Origin of the sequence: Edaphobacter sp. 12200R-103 (assembly GCF_010093025.1) — a bacterium.
Taxonomy (GTDB): domain Bacteria; phylum Acidobacteriota; class Terriglobia; order Terriglobales; family Acidobacteriaceae; genus Edaphobacter.
Genome location: NZ_CP048114.1, coordinates 565840 through 580436 on the forward strand (window position 1 = coordinate 565840; position 14597 = coordinate 580436).

Here is a 14597-nt window from a genome sequence, read left to right on the forward strand (position 1 = left end):
CATAGCCTATATTATGATCGTCGAAATTAATGAAGAGTCCATCGGGAAGACGTGAGGGGGACGCTGGGGTGTCCGGCGCTCCTATACAGTACGGGATTCGCAGGATCGATCTCTCCTCGGCGCAGTTGGCGTCCAGCGAGATGGCGCGCGATATCAACCGCGACATCGTCCTCGAGTTTATCCGTTTCAGGCAGCCCGTCTCTCGCGTCGACCTCTCCCGGCTCTCCGGCCTGCAGCCCAGCACCATCTCTGCCATCGTCGAGGATCTGATCGAAGAGGGCTGGGTCAAGGAAGGGGCGGTCGTTCGCGGAGGCCGGGGCCGGCCCTCCACCATGCTCTCGGTCAACGAAGATCTGGTGACACTGGCTTTAGACATCCGACCCAACCAGGCCATTGTCGCTGTGGTCGATCTGAGGGGGCGCTTTCTCTCGCATGAGACCATAACCACTGCGACAGCGCCACAAGCCGCCGTCGCCAAGCTGGTCAAAAAGATGCGTTCCCTCCGCAACAAGTACAAGGAAAAAACCTTCGAGGGGATCGGCGTAAGTGTGCCGGGGCGGGTCGATCCTGTAACGCACCGCCTGTTGATGGCTCCGAATCTCAAGTGGGATGGTTTTGATATCAAGTCGGCTCTTGAGAAAGAGATGGGCCTACAGGTTGAGATCGATAATGACGCCAATGCCTGCCTGCTCTCAGAACTTTGGTTCGGACATCTGGAAGGCGTCAGGAATGCGGTATTAATCGCAGTCTCGGAAGGCCTGGGCGCAGCCCTCCTGGCGGGTGGACAGCTTCACTCCGGGTTCAATGGACTTGCAGGGGAGTTTGGGCATATCCCCATGGATCCCCGCGGACCTCAGTGCGGCTGCGGGCAGAGAGGCTGCTGGGAGACGTTTGCCTCGTCACGAGCTGCCCTCAAGGCCTATCGCGCGTTCTCCCGGAATGCTCATGTCAAGGATATGCACGATCTGCTCCGGCTGGTTCAGGACCGCGACCCCCTGGCGCTCAAGGCGATTGAAATGCAGGCAATGGCACTCGGTCGAGGCTTGCGGCTGGTGACCGCTGCCATGTCTCCGGAGCGGATACTGATTACGGGTGAAATTACCTCCTGCTGGGACGTTGCCGGTCCCGTCGTGCAGGCGGAACTTGAGGCTGGCATGCTCGCCGGATCTGCACCACAATTAATGGTGGCGGGCGATGGATACCTGGCGCGGCTCAGTGGGGGAGCCGCGCTGCTGATGCAGCGGCACTCCCGCTACCATCGTTCGACCCATGTTGCACAGGCAGCACAACGCCCACGGAGAGGTCGTTCGCGGTCGTGAGAGTGGTTTTTGTCGACAAATTCAGGCATGATGCATGAACCATCAATTTTCCTGTATACGTTTACTCTAGGGTTTTTTGAGGGAAACGGTGATGGCTCTGGGTGGAGGGGACAAGGATGTTTCTGGGGATTGACTGCGGAACGCAGGGGACAAAGGCGCTTCTGATTGGTGAGGATGGAAAGCCCCTGGGGCGGGGCTATGCTCCTCATGCCCTGATTGAAAGAGAGACGGGCGCCCGGGAGCAGGAGCCGCAATGGTGGATCGATGCTCTCCTTCAGGCGGTGCGCCAGGCTCTTGCGCAAGCCCCGGATGCAAAGGTGCATGCCCTTGGGGTCTCGGGCCAGCAACACGGTCTTGTCGTGCTGGATGAATCCAGGCAAGTCATTCGTCCGGCAAAGCTGTGGAATGACACGGAGACCGCGCCGCAGAACGCCGAACTGGTGGAGCGTCTGGGAGGAACTGCGGGCTGTCTTCAGAAGATCGGCATCGTTCCGCTGACGGGCTACACTGCGTCCAAGCTGCTCTGGCTCCGTGAAAATGAGCCAGAGAACCTCGCGCGCATCCGCCACATTCTTTTGCCGCACGATTATCTCAATTTCTGGCTGACCGGACAGTTCGCCGCCGAATACGGCGATGCCTCAGGAACAGCTTTCTTCGATGTACGCACGCGCCAGTGGTCTAGAGAAGTTTTGGATGCGATCGACGGGGGATCGGGGCTCCTCTGGAACGCCTTGCCCCGTCTCCACAAAGCAGAGGAGATTATTGGAGCGCTTCGTCCGGAGGCCGCTGCAGAGTTGGGGATATCTCCGGATTGCGTCGTCTCCACCGGTGGCGGCGACAACATGATGGGCGCCATCGGCACTGGAAACGTGAAGCAGGGCATCGTCACCATGAGCCTGGGAACCTCCTCCACGGTCTACTCCTTCTGTGACTACCCCATCTCCGATCCCACGGGTTCTGTGGCTCCGTTCTGTTCTTCATCCGGTGCCTGGCTGCCTCTTGTCTGCACCATGAATGCCACAAATGTCGTCACCCAGACCTTGAATCTGTTCGGCAAGACCGTCGAAGCCATTGATCCTGCTCTTAGCGGAACCAAACCGGGCGCAGATGGACTGAGTTTCCTCCCGTTCCTGAATGGGGAGCGGACCCCCGATCTCCCTCGCGCCCGTGGAAGCATCGGCGGGATCTCTTCCAACAACTACACTCCCGACAATCTGATACGAGCTGTCATAGAAGGCGTCAGCTTTGGGATTATCCGTGGGCTCGATCTGATTATGGACGGTCGAAAGCCGGAGGTTATTTTCGCTATCGGTGGCGGTGCCCGGTCCACACAATGGCGTCAGCTATTGGCCGACGCGACTGGCGCCGTTATCCAGGTTCCAATGGAAGAGGAGGCAGGCTGTCTGGGAGCCGCAATGCAGGCCATGTATGCCTTTCGGCATTCGTCCGGTTCATCGGAGACAATGGCTGCCATCGCCAAGCACTGCGTTGCCATCTCCCCCGATAAGAAGCAGAGCCCTCGTCCCGGTCTCTTTGAGCCTTACCGGGAGGCTATGGACAAGTATCAACGCCTGCTGAACGAACTTTATCTTCAAAAGTCTTGTTGAGACCTTGTAGACTGTCATGGTTATTTCGCGCCGGAAAATAAATCCAGATGTGCCCTTGGGACTAGCCTGATGCCGATCGCTTCTCCACATCTCCTGCTCCTCTTCGCCGCCCAGCGGCTGACTACACTTGCGCCGATCGATATTGCGGTCCTGGCGCTTTACTTCGTAATCGTCATCTTTATCGGCTTTTACGTAAAAGACTCGACGAATACGAGTGAGGAGTTCTTTCTCGCCGGCAGGGAGATGTCAGCCTGGATCGCCGGACTCAGCTTCGTCTCTGCAAATCTGGGTTCGCTCGAGCTGATGGGGTGGGCAGGCGCGGCATATCAGTACGGAATCCTCGCTGCACACTGGTACTGGATCGGTGCAATTCCCGCGATGCTCTTCCTGGGCATCGTGATGATGCCGTTCTACTACATCTCGAAGACGCATTCCGTCCCCGGTTATCTTCAGCTCCGCTTTGGCGAAGGTGCGCGTGCGGTCAGTGCGGTCTCCTTCGCCTTGATGACGGTCCTGATGAGCGGCGTCAACATGTACTCTATGGCCCTCGTCATGAAGGTGGTCCTCGGCTGGAACATCAGCTTCTCCATCTGGATTGGCGCTATAACGGTAGCGGTCTATGTCATGCTCGGCGGTCTCCGTTCAGCCATCATCAATGAGGTTCTGCAGTTCGTCCTCATCTGGGCGGGCGCTGCTCTCATCCCCATTCTCGGATTGATTGAGGCAGGCGGATGGACCAACCTCAAGGCGCAGATCGCTGCCAATGTAGGATCGAGCGACTACACGCACCTTTGGAGCACCCTCGGTAGCTTTCGTGACAACCCCATGGGGGTCCACTGGACGGGAATCGTCTTCGGCCTGGGCTTTGTCATCAGCTTCGGCTATTGGACGACGGACTTCCTCGTCGTGCAGCGCGTACTCTCGGCTAACAATCTCCGCTCCGCGAAGATGGCCCCCATCATCGGTGCAGCCTTCAAGATGGCGGTTCCGCTGATCGTCATTGTTCCGGGTCTTCTGGCTCTTACCGTCCTCAAGAATCCTGACGGCAGCCTCATGCACCTGGTCGGTCAGGATGTTGCTGCAGCGACAGGCCAGCACAGCTATAACGAAGTACTCCCCCTCATGCTGATTCGCTATTGCGGCCCCGGTCTTCTGGGACTCGGCATTACAGCGTTGGTAGCCGGCTTTATGAGCGGAATGGCCGGTAACGTCAGCGCATTCTCGACCGTGTGGACGTATGACCTCTATGGCGCGTACATGAAGAAGCAGGCGCCGGACAGCCACTACGTCTCCATGGGGCGCTGGTCCACTGTCGTGGGCATGCTGCTCTCGGTTGGCACGGCCTACCTGGTGGCCCATGCCGCCAGTATCATGGACTACGTCCAGGCTCTGTTCAGCTTCTTCATCGCCCCTCTCTTCGGCACCGTCGTCCTGGGAATGCTGTGGAAGCGCGCTACGAACTCCGGCGGCTTCTGGGGGCTTCTCTCCGGAACGGTTGCCTCCATCGGCATGTGGATCTGGGTGCAGCGGGATGGGGCTGCCTTACGCTACATTGCTCTGTCTCCTGACGCCCAGCCGATGGCAGAAAATCTCTACCGCGCGCTTTGGAGCTTCATCATCTGCGTCCTCGTGACTTACGTCGTCAGTCTCATGACCACACCCAGGCCGATTGCCCAGCTTTCAGGTCTGGTCTATGGAGCGACTGAAATACCCGATGACGGAGCCACGTCGCTATGGCAGAAACCCATCTTTTGGGCCTGCATCGTGATTGTGGTTTTCTTTGTTTTGAATCTGATCTTCTGGTAAAGGAGAACATCGATGGCTGAAGGAACAGGACGAAAAGAGCGGCTTTCCATCTGGTTCTTCGTGGGGCTTCTTCCCCTGCTGTACGGACTCATTCTGCTGCCCTATGGCATTTACGAGGCAATGGGGCATGAGGCTCCAACGACGTTGCACCAGTTGCATCCAACCCTGTGGTGGGGACTTCTCTTGCTGATCTTCGGCGCTTTTTATGTAATTCGTTTTCGGCCCGGAAAGGGCTGAGGGTTTCAATTCGCCGCGCGCGGCATCAACAGACAAGGAAATGAAGTATGGGCAGGCAGATGACATTTGGCGTCATTGTAGGTAATCGCGGTTTCTTCCCCAGCCATCTGGCAGCGACCGGAAGAACCGAGATGATCGCCGCGTTGGAGCGGCAGGGGCACAAGGCGATCGTGGTCACCCCGGAGCAGACGGCCTTCGGGGCTGTCGAAAGTTACACCGAAGCAAAGATCTGTGCGGAGCTCTTCCAGCAGCACCGCAAGGAGATCGATGGCATCATCATCACTTTGCCCAACTTTGGCGAAGAGCGGGGTCTCGCCGACGCCGTTCGGCTGGCTAACCTCCAGGTTCCCATTCTGATCCAGGCTACCCCCGACGATGCCGGTAAGATGAGCATCGCCTTCCGGCGGGACAGCTTCTGCGGAAAGATGTCCATCTGCAATAATCTCCGTCAATACGGCATTCCCTACACCTTGACCACTCTGCATACCGAGGCTCCGGACTCCGAGCAGTTCGCACAGGACCTCCAGAACTTCGCAGCCACCTGCCGTGTCGTTCGCGGCTTCCGGAACCTGCGTATCGGAGCCATCGGAGCTCGCCCCGCAGCCTTTAATACGGTGCGTTACTCCGAAAAGCTCCTGGAAAAGAGCGGCATCACCGTCGACACGCTCGACCTGAGCGAAGTGCTCGGACGGATCCACCGCCTCGAAGACGGCGACCACGAGGTGCAGGAAAAGCTGAGCGCCATCAGGAGCTATCTGCCCACCACGGACGTTCCCGAGGCCGCCCTGATCAAGATGTCCAAACTTGGCGTCGTCATCGACACCTGGATGAAGACAAACTCCCTGGACGTCACCTCCGTCCAATGCTGGACTTCGATGGAAGAGTTTTTCGGCGTCGTCCCTTGCACCGTGATGAGCATGATGAGCGAAAACCTTCTGCCCAGCGCCTGCGAGGTCGATACCATGGGAACCGTCTCCATGCATGCGTTGGCCCTGGCCAGCGAAACCCCCTCGGCCCTGCTGGACTGGAACAACAACTACGGCGCTGACCCGGACAAGGCCGTCTGCTTCCACTGCTCCAATCTGCCAAAGCACTTCTTCCGCGAAGGCGTAAAGATGGACTTCCAGCAGATCATCGCCGGGACCGTCGGCAAAGAGAACACCTTCGGAACTCTCGACGGCCGCGTGAAGGCAGGCCCCATGAGCTTCGTGCGATTCTCCACCGACGAATTTGAGGGCACCATCAAGGGATATGTCGGACAGGGGCAGTTCACTGACGACTCTCTCAGCACCTTTGGCGGAGCAGGAGTCGTCCAGATTCCCAACATGCAGAAGTTACTCCACTACATCTGCGAGAACGGCTTCGAGCACCATGTCGCAGCCAACTTCTCCCACGTTGCCGACGCGGTCAAAGAGGCAGCCCAGAAATACCTGAGATGGCCGATGCATCTGCACAGCTAGAGCCATTCTTCTTTAGCTGAAATCTTTCGCTCGTCATCATGGGCATAGCGAAGGATCCCTGTCTTCTTCCCGAAGCACCACAGGTGCCACAGGGAAAATACGGGGATCCTTCAGCCCCATCCCGATATTCCCTCCACAAAAACTGAAGATACCTGTCATCCTGAGCGGAGCACGCAATCGCGTAGTCGAAGGATCTGCAGTGCTCAAACTACTGTCTTCCAGGCTCCATCACAGGAGTTGTGATGTCCCATGCCGCCGCACCGTGCAGCGGAATGTGCCAGACTCCTCCGCCAAACGTAGACACGTACACCATTCCGGGGTTCTCAGGATCTGCCTGCACGCGGTGACCCCATTTGAAATTGAATGCAGGAATCCTCTCCCAGTGCTCTCCGCGATCCCGTGAGATCCACGCCGAAGACTCAAAGCCCGTGGCATACAGGACCTTCGAATTGCGCGGATCGATCGTGACATCGTAAATATGGCGATCACGCTCCAGGACCCAGCGCCAGCTTGCACCACCGTCCTCTGAGAGGGCGATTCCTCCTCCTTCACCGTTAAGGATTCGCGGCTCTCTGCGCGTCAGGTGGCGCTGCTCTTCGGTCGCTTCCGCTCTGTCTTTCTCCGGAGTCGCCCGCGCCCATAGAGCGAGATAGATCCGGCTCGGATCATGTGGATCGATCGCCATCCCGTTAGGAGCGTTCGCCCCCACTGGCAGATGCATCGTCTCCCAGTGGTCTCCCCGATCCTTGGAGCGATACAGTGCACCATCACCATCGTTGTCAATGCTGCCATCTTCGCTTCGGCGGGCGACCACTGCATACAAGGTCCCAGTCGGCCCGCGCTCGAGCCTCCAGGCAAGTGCGTTCGGTTGTCTGATGCCATCGTTCACGGGCAACCACGTGTGACCGTCGTCCACAGACCGATAGATGCCATGTCCCATGGTGGCCGCCCACAGCGTCCTGTGTCCCGGCTGACTCTCAGGATCGAGCAGCAGGGAAGTCGGCGCTGTTTGAGGCATTCCTTCGCTGGACACCCTCCAGGTCCGCCCACCGTCCGCTGAGACGCAGATTCCCCCGACGTACTCCGAGGTCGATCGATGACGCCACATCTTCGTACGCGGCAGATCGTGGATGCCGCTCATCGCAGCCCACATCTTCCCCGGCACCTTGGGATCGAACACAACCGAGTAGGTTGTATTCCGCCACTGCGGCGGCACACCATCGACGGAGCGCATCCACGACCGCCCACCGTCCTCGCTGCGAAACAGCCCGATATCAGTCGTTGGAATGAAGCGCCGTTTCGAATTGAAAGGATCGAGGAGGTAGCCGTACGTGGTCGTCACATCCAGCCCGGTGCTCACCCATGACGAAGTTTTCCCCGGCTCATTTGCCCGGTCGGAGTATCGTGCCGTCCACGTCCTTCCTCCGTCCGTAGTTGCCATCGTTCTGCCCAGATCCGTCGCAAAAGCCACCTTCGGGTCGTTGTCATCTACGGTCAGGCTCAGCGGCTCTTCTGTCCACTCCGGAGTCATCGCCCCTCCAATCCATGCATCGTGGACGTTTTCTGCCTCTCGCTGCGGTGTAGCTCGCCATACGAGATTCCAGTGTTCTCCGTAGTCCGTCGTGCGCGCGACTCCCTGGTATCGTTCGCTTCCCACCTGCATGTCCTTGAAGGAGACGTACGCCACCTCCGGATGATGCAGGCTGGTCGATACTGTGCGCAGGGAAGTTGGTACGTCGCCCACTCTGATTGTGCGCCATCTAGCGCCGCCATCCGTGGTAATCATCAGCTTCGGTTTCGGATCTTCAGTCACTGCATAGGCGACAGGGCCGGAATGATCGGCGGTGTGGAAGCCGAGCGTTACTTCACGAATGCTGATACCGTCCGGCGCGGGCCGTCTATGCCACACTCCGCCGACGCGTGCCTCGATGCTGTGCGGAGTTGCAGCGTACAGATCCCGCAAACTCCGCGGCGACCCAGGATCGATCCAGATATGAAGCGCCTCTTCCGGCAGATCGAGAAGCGGTTGCCACTTTCTTCCTCCATCCTTCGATTCGAAGAGCTTTACCTGTGAGCCCTGCTGTGAAGCGGCATACAGAACCCTCGAAGATGCCGGATCACCCGCGAGAGTAGTGATGGTCCCTACAGGATTCGGTTCTGCGATCACTGTCTCATCTGCGTGGTCGGAGTCCATCAGGATGGCTCGCACGGTCGACGGTCGCGGCCAGACCATCTGCCACGTCTGGCCATCGTCGCGGCTGCGCCATAGCACATCCGTCCCAGCATAGATCGTCCCTCGTCGCACGGGATCGAAGATGAAGAAACGAACGCTCCCTCTCAGGTTGAACATCCTCCAATGGTGCCCGCCGTCATGGCTGATGTATGCCCCCGTCATGTCGCATGACAGAAGGACCTCTTTTGCATCGAGCGGATTGATGGTGACGTGATACATCGCACCGCCGCCGCCCGGCCCCGTGATGCGAGGTGTCTGGCCCAGCAGCGGCGCCGAGAGGAGAAGCAGCGCCGCCAGCTTCCATCGATGGAGATAACCTGCGAAAGTCGCACTCAAATTGCTACGTTCTCCATCCTTCATTATCATCCCGTGGATGTCTGTTTCTCGTGCAGCCGCGATTCAAAACCAACCTTCTCCCGCTGCCGAAGGACGACGAAACTGTACGTGAGGCCATAACGAATGCGGAAGATCGGGATCATCATGAACGGCGTCACCGGGCGTATGGGGACAAACCAGCATCTGGGACGGTCCATCGCGGCAATTCGAAGCCAGGGAGGTCTGCGCCTGCGCGACCAAAGCGTCGTGATGCCCGACCCCATTCTGGTGGGCCGCAATGAAGAGAAGCTCAAGACACTGGCCAGACAATGGAACGTGGAACGCTGGTCGACCGATCTCGATAGCTGCCTCGCCGATAAAGAGAACATCATCTACTTCGATGCGCAACTGACGCAGGTGAGAGCCCCCAGTGTGCACGCGGCGCTGAAGGCGGGCAAACACATCTACTGCGAAAAACCTCTGGCTTCTACCCTTGATCAATGTCTCGAACTTGCACGAGGGGCAGAGGGCGCCGGGGTCAAAAATGGCGTCGTTCAGGACAAGCTCTTCCTCCCCGGAATCCTGAAACTGAAGCAGGTTATCTCCACCGGATTGCTCGGCAGGATTCTCTCGATCCGTGGTGAATTCGGCTATTGGGTCTTCGAAGGCCCCAATCCTCCCGCGCAGCGTCCATCGTGGAACTACCGCGAGGAAGATGGTGGCGGCATCATCCTCGATATGTTTCCGCACTGGCAGTACGTCCTCTCGAATCTCTTTGGCGAGATCAGGGCTGTCAGCTGCACAGCGCGCACGTCGATTCCAAAGCGCATCGACGAGGCCGGGGCAGAATACACGTGTACTGCGGACGATGCGGCCTATGCCACCTTTGAGCTGGAAGACGGCATCGTCGCCCATATCAACTCCTCCTGGGCGACGCGGGTCAATCGCGGCGAGCTTCTGGAGCTTCATGTGGACGGTACTGAAGGAAGCGCAGTCGCGGGCCTTCGCGAGTGCAAGGTTCAGCCCCGCGCCGTCACCCCAAAAGCTGTGTGGAATCCCGATATTCCCAACCCGATCGATTTCATCGACGGATGGCAAAGCATACCCGCAACCGTCCCAGAGGAAAATGCATTCAAGGTTCAGTGGGAGATGTTTCTGCGGCACGTGCTCGAAGACGCTCCGTTCCCGCATACCTTTCTGGAGGCTGCAAAGGGAGTTCAACTTGCAGAGGCTGGTCTGCGCTCCTGGTCCGAGCGGCGCTGGGTCGACCTTCCCCAACTTACGCTCTCTCAGGGCTGATCGCCGAGGACAACGATGAAGAAGATTCGACTGCCTCTCGATGGCCACATATCCGAGTATTGTCTGAACAATAAAGAGCCCTGGCCCGCATCGCCAATCCCGCCGCCGCGCTCCCGCACGGTCTACGCTGCGGCCCATGTTGTCATCGATCCGCTGCAGCCTGACGTGCTCGATATCGAAGCCACCCTGGCATTCCGGCGCCATCTCTGGTCACTCGGCTTCGGTGTGGCCGAAGCTATGGATACAGCACAGCGCGGCATGGGGCTGAGCTGGACGGCGGCCCGCGACCTGATCCGTGTCTCCGCCCGCGAGAACGAGGGCGAGATTGCATGCGGTGCAAATACCGATCAGCTCGATCCCACCGCTCCCGCAACCCTCGACGACGTCATCCGGGCTTACCAGGAGCAGTGCGAGACCATCGAGTCCGCCGGAGGCCGCGTCATCCTGATGGCCAGCCGTGTTCTTGCCCGCTGCGCCACCGGTCCTGAGGACTACATTCGTGTGTATCGCCATCTACTCAGCAATCTCAATCAGACGGCAATCCTGCACTGGCTCGGCGAGGCCTTCGATCCACAGCTCAAAGGCTACTGGGGCTCCTCAAACGTAGATGAGGCCATGCAGACCTGTCTTGCGATTATCCAGGAGAATCAGACAAAGATCGACGGCATCAAGATCTCCCTGCTCGACAAGCAGCAGGAGATCAAAATGCGACGGCTCCTGCCGTCCTCGGTCCGGATGTACACCGGGGACGACTTCGATTATGCCGAGTTGATCCGTGGAGACGAACAGGGTTACAGCCATGCTCTCCTCGGTATCTTCGACGGAATCGCTCCTGCCGCTGCGCTCGCCTTCAAGGCTCTCGACGCGGGCGATCTGGACACCTATGCAGCCATCCTTGCGCCGACGGTTCCTTTATCGCGGCATATCTTCCAGACCCCAACATATTTCTACAAGACCGGTCTGGTTTTTCTCGCGTACCTGAACGGCTACCAGAGGCACTTTCGCATGCTTGGAGGACAGGAGAGTGCCCGTTCGATCGGTCACCTTGCAAAGCTCTTCGTCCTGGCCGATCAGGCGCGACTGTTGTCCGATCCTGAACTCGCCCTCCATCGCATGCGGCTTGTCCTCGAACTGGCAGGAGCGGAGGCATAGTGGAGGATCTCAGTCGTCTCAGCTTCAACCAGATGACTGCGGGTAAGGCTCCGCTGCGCGAGGTTATCGACGCCTGCAGCAGACAGGGAATCGAATGGATCGGGCCATGGCGCCATTCCATCGGTGACAATCCTGCGGAGTGGGGAAAGACGTTGCGAGACTCCGGCCTGAAGGTCTCCAGCCTCTGCCGGGGAGGCATGTTTCCTGCAGCCACTGCCGAAGAGCGGCGTAAGCGCATCGACGATAACCTCCGCGCAATCGACGAGGCCGTCGCTATCGGCACAGACCTGCTGGTGCTGGTCAACGGTCCCTCTCCGGATAAGGATATCGACGGCGCGAGGCAGATGGTCGCCGATGGCATCGCAGCCATCGTTGACCATGCGGAGCAGTCCGGCGTCCGGCTTGCTATCGAGCCGCTTCATCCCATGTTCGCGGCGGACCGGAGTGTCATCGTAACCATGTCTGAGGCGAATGCACTCGCGGAGCTGTTTCGCGCAGGTTCTGTCGGCCTGGTCGTCGATGTCTACCACGTCTGGTGGGATCCTGAGGTCTACCGGCAGATCGAGCGTGCCGGAGAGAGAATCTTCGCCTTTCATGTCTCCGACTGGATCGTTCCACTTCCCGACACCCTGATGGGGCGAGGCCTGATGGGCGATGGTGTCATCGAGCTTCAACGATTGCGGAACGCGGTCGAGCGAGCGGGCTACACCGGCCCCATCGAGGTCGAGATCTTCAACGAAGCTCTTTGGAGCCAGCCGGTTGGCGAGATTGCCCGCTCCGTCGCCGAGCGCTTTTGCCTCACCGTTTAGTCCCATTCTGCCTGCATTCCAGCACGTTGGCTGCGATCATCTGCTCCGAAACCGGTGCAGATTTTGCCGCCTTGCAGACGCTGAAATCAGCCGGTTGGATTTACCATATAGAAATGAGCGAAGTTCTGGAACAGGAAGCGAAAGCTGGGGCGGCGGCGCACGCCCAGAAATACACTCGCAATAATCCGTACATCTCGAATGTCAATGTCAACTATCTGCTGACCGCCGAGGGGTCGGAGAAGGAGACGCGGCACATTGAGCTCTCCCTGGAAGAGGGCATGACCTATACGCCCGGCGATGCCGTGGGCATCATCCCTGAGAACCGGCCCGACGCTGTGGAAGATGTGCTCAAGGCGCTTGGCTACAAGGGCGACGAGCGGGTGCTGGATCACTATAAGGTTGAGATCTCCCTCGAAGAGGCCCTGCGCACCCGGCTTGGAATCGGCAAGCTGTCGCGCGGCAGCGTGGGACAGTACGCCAAGCTCGCTCCTGACGTCGAGGGCCTGAAGCTTCTGACCGGTCCGGACAATCGCGCCCGCGCCGAGGAATACTGCTGGGGCCGCGAGTTCGTCGACCTGGCTACCGATTTTCCCGGTGTCGTTACCGACCCGCAGCAGCTCTTCAACGTGCTGCAGCGCCTGACGCCGCGGATGTACTCGATCTCCTCAAGCCAGAAAGTTCACGCAGATACCGTGCATACGACCGTTCGCGTCATCCGCTACGAGGCGCATGGCCGCGACCGGCAGGGCGTCGCCAGCGGCCATCTGGGCGACCGCGCCGGAGAAGGTACGACGATGCCGATCTTCCTGCACTCGAACAACAACTTCCGCCTTCCTGAGAACCCGGATGCCCCGGTCATCATGATCGGGCCCGGCACTGGAATTGCTCCCTTCCGCGCATTTCTCGAGGAGCGAGAGGCAGATGGAGCTAAGGGCAAGAACTGGCTCTTCTTCGGCGAGCAACGTATGAAGCTGGACTTCCTGTACCAGGAGCAGCTTGAGGGCATGGAGAAGAAGGGTGTCTTGACCCATCTGCACTGCGCCTTCTCGCGCGATCAGCACAACAAGGTTTACGTCCAGGACCGCATCCAGGAGCATGCCCGAGAGGTCTTCGAGTGGCTGGAAGAAGGCGCCTACTTCTATGTCTGCGGCGACGCTACCCGCATGGCGAAGGACGTAGAGAATGCTCTGCTGGACGCGATCGCCAAAGGATCGAACGGCACGCTGGAGCACGCTGCTGAATACCTTGCCAATATGAAGAAACAGAAGCGGTACCAGAGGGATGTGTACTAAACGCATTCTGTTTTTGCGCAAAATCGTCTACCTAATATAGCGAGCGATTGGCCTGGAGAGAGGTTCCTCTCCAAGTCATCCTTCTTTAAGCCCTCCTGTGTAGCTGTTCGAGGATCTGCAAAATTATCCATCTGATCTCGAATGAGTTACAACGAAATCAACTTAACAGGTTATGCGTAATCGGCAGTAAAACGACAAATGTTGGGAAAAAGAATCTTCAGTAAAAGTGTCCTCATCTATGAAGAGAAGAAAATTTCCACGGAGGACGTAATGAACATTGTGGTGTATGGAGCTACGGGAAACGCCGGTTCGGAGATCGTGAAGGAGCTGTTGCGGCGGGGGCATAAAGTTACGGGCGTGGCGCGCAATGTGGATTCGCTGAAGGATCAGCCCGGTGTGGCTGCAAAGACCGACAATCTCTCCAATGTGGACCGTATTACAGAGGTGATCAAGGGCGCCGATGCGGTGGTTTCGGCTTACCAACCGCCTGCCGACAATACGGATGCCCTGATCGATGTGACGAAGCGTCAGATCGACGCGGTGAAGAAAGCTGGCGTAGCTCGCCTGATCGTGGTAGGAGGAGCAGGGCAACTTGAGGTGGCTCCAGGAGTGACTCTGATCAAGTCGGGCTATCTTCCTGCGGAGTACATGCCGATTGCGCTGTCGCACGAGAAGGCGGCTGAGGTGCTAAAGGCTTCCTCCGGGATCAACTGGACGTACATTGCCCCCGCGGCGTATTTCGTACCGGGCGAGCGAACAGGAAAGTACAGGAGCGGAACCAACAACCTTGTCTCCGATGAGAAGGGTGAAAGCAGGATATCGTTTGCCGATTACGCCATTGCGCTGGTGGATGAGGTCGAGAAGCCACAGCATGAGAGAGCTTTGTTTTCGGTTGGCTATTGAGTTTTGAATGAGAAAGGCGGCGGCCGAAGGGGCCGCTTTCTCTACCCGGGAATCGTTCGTACCTGCTAGACGTTTCCTTCAGGCGTCATCTCGATCCGTCATCCTGAATAATGCGAAGGATCCCTGTATTTTGCCCGTAGGCCTATACTGCTTCAGGCAAATACG

General features: G+C 58.4%; 11 protein-coding genes. 10 read left to right on the plus strand and 1 reads right to left on the minus strand.

Annotated features, from left to right (window positions below):
• Positions 1 to 29 precede the first annotated feature (29 nt).
• The 5 genes from GWR55_RS02405 (at position 30) to GWR55_RS02425 (ending at position 6429) form a co-directional block, all read left to right on the plus strand.
• Positions 30 to 1319 carry an ROK family transcriptional regulator gene (locus GWR55_RS02405; RefSeq protein ID WP_162400832.1) on the plus strand — a complete coding sequence of 430 codons (1290 nt, stop codon included), beginning with the start codon at positions 30 to 32 and terminating at the stop codon, positions 1317 to 1319.
• Between the two features lie 116 nt (positions 1320 to 1435).
• Positions 1436 to 2926 (plus strand): xylulokinase, encoded by a 1491-nt coding sequence (gene xylB / locus GWR55_RS02410; protein WP_162400833.1) that lies wholly within the window; start codon positions 1436 to 1438, stop codon positions 2924 to 2926.
• A gap of 69 nt (positions 2927 to 2995) precedes the next feature.
• A complete protein-coding gene (locus tag GWR55_RS02415) occupies positions 2996 to 4732 on the plus strand; it encodes a sodium:solute symporter family protein (RefSeq protein ID WP_162400834.1) in 1737 nt (578 codons plus the stop codon).
• Positions 4733 to 4744: 12 nt separating this feature from the next.
• Positions 4745 to 4969, plus strand: a complete 225-nt coding sequence (locus GWR55_RS02420) for a hypothetical protein (protein WP_162400835.1) — start codon at positions 4745 to 4747, stop codon at positions 4967 to 4969.
• 47 nt (positions 4970 to 5016) lie between these two features.
• Complete coding sequence (locus GWR55_RS02425; RefSeq protein ID WP_162400836.1) at positions 5017 to 6429, plus strand: L-fucose/L-arabinose isomerase family protein; 1413 nt, start codon at positions 5017 to 5019, stop codon at positions 6427 to 6429.
• 208 nt (positions 6430 to 6637) lie between these two features.
• On the opposite strand, the gene GWR55_RS02430 is transcribed toward GWR55_RS02425, so the two are convergent.
• A complete protein-coding gene (locus tag GWR55_RS02430; protein ID WP_162400837.1) occupies positions 6638 to 8998 on the minus strand; it encodes a sialidase family protein in 2361 nt (786 codons plus the stop codon).
• Positions 8999 to 9121: 123 nt separating this feature from the next.
• On the opposite strand from GWR55_RS02430, the gene GWR55_RS02435 reads away from it, so the two are divergent.
• From GWR55_RS02435 to GWR55_RS02455, 5 genes are all read left to right on the plus strand, one after another.
• Positions 9122 to 10276 carry a Gfo/Idh/MocA family protein gene (locus tag GWR55_RS02435; RefSeq protein WP_162400838.1) on the plus strand — a complete coding sequence of 385 codons (1155 nt, stop codon included), beginning with the start codon at positions 9122 to 9124 and terminating at the stop codon, positions 10274 to 10276.
• Between the two features lie 15 nt (positions 10277 to 10291).
• Complete coding sequence (locus GWR55_RS02440) at positions 10292 to 11428, plus strand: dihydrodipicolinate synthase family protein (RefSeq protein WP_162400839.1); 1137 nt, start codon at positions 10292 to 10294, stop codon at positions 11426 to 11428.
• Positions 11428 to 12237, plus strand: coding sequence for a sugar phosphate isomerase/epimerase (locus tag GWR55_RS02445; RefSeq protein WP_162400840.1), 810 nt, complete (start codon positions 11428 to 11430; stop codon positions 12235 to 12237). The genes GWR55_RS02440 and GWR55_RS02445 overlap by 1 nt, the downstream gene beginning before the upstream one ends.
• A 113-nt stretch (positions 12238 to 12350) precedes the next feature.
• Positions 12351 to 13529 carry a sulfite reductase flavoprotein subunit alpha gene (locus GWR55_RS02450; protein WP_162400841.1) on the plus strand — a complete coding sequence of 393 codons (1179 nt, stop codon included), beginning with the start codon at positions 12351 to 12353 and terminating at the stop codon, positions 13527 to 13529.
• 270 nt (positions 13530 to 13799) lie between these two features.
• The gene (locus GWR55_RS02455) at positions 13800 to 14432 is read left to right on the plus strand and encodes an NAD(P)-dependent oxidoreductase (protein WP_162400842.1); all 633 of its coding nucleotides are present in this window, start codon (positions 13800 to 13802) and stop codon (positions 14430 to 14432) included.
• Positions 14433 to 14597 lie beyond the last annotated feature (165 nt).

What these genes read in the sequence shown, in the direction of transcription:
- GWR55_RS02405 (WP_162400832.1), top strand. Translation starts at nt 30, where the DNA reads ATGAAGAGTCCATCGGGAAGACGTGAGGGGGACGCTGGGGTGTCCGGC.
- GWR55_RS02450 (WP_162400841.1), top strand. Translation starts at nt 12,351, where the DNA reads ATGAGCGAAGTTCTGGAACAGGAAGCGAAAGCTGGGGCGGCGGCGCAC.
- GWR55_RS02425 (WP_162400836.1), top strand. Translation starts at nt 5,017, where the DNA reads ATGGGCAGGCAGATGACATTTGGCGTCATTGTAGGTAATCGCGGTTTC.
- GWR55_RS02455 (WP_162400842.1), top strand. Translation starts at nt 13,800, where the DNA reads ATGAACATTGTGGTGTATGGAGCTACGGGAAACGCCGGTTCGGAGATC.
- GWR55_RS02440 (WP_162400839.1), top strand. Translation starts at nt 10,292, where the DNA reads ATGAAGAAGATTCGACTGCCTCTCGATGGCCACATATCCGAGTATTGT.
- GWR55_RS02435 (WP_162400838.1), top strand. Translation starts at nt 9,122, where the DNA reads ATGCGGAAGATCGGGATCATCATGAACGGCGTCACCGGGCGTATGGGG.
- xylB (WP_162400833.1), top strand. Translation starts at nt 1,436, where the DNA reads ATGTTTCTGGGGATTGACTGCGGAACGCAGGGGACAAAGGCGCTTCTG.
- GWR55_RS02420 (WP_162400835.1), top strand. Translation starts at nt 4,745, where the DNA reads ATGGCTGAAGGAACAGGACGAAAAGAGCGGCTTTCCATCTGGTTCTTC.
- GWR55_RS02415 (WP_162400834.1), top strand. Translation starts at nt 2,996, where the DNA reads ATGCCGATCGCTTCTCCACATCTCCTGCTCCTCTTCGCCGCCCAGCGG.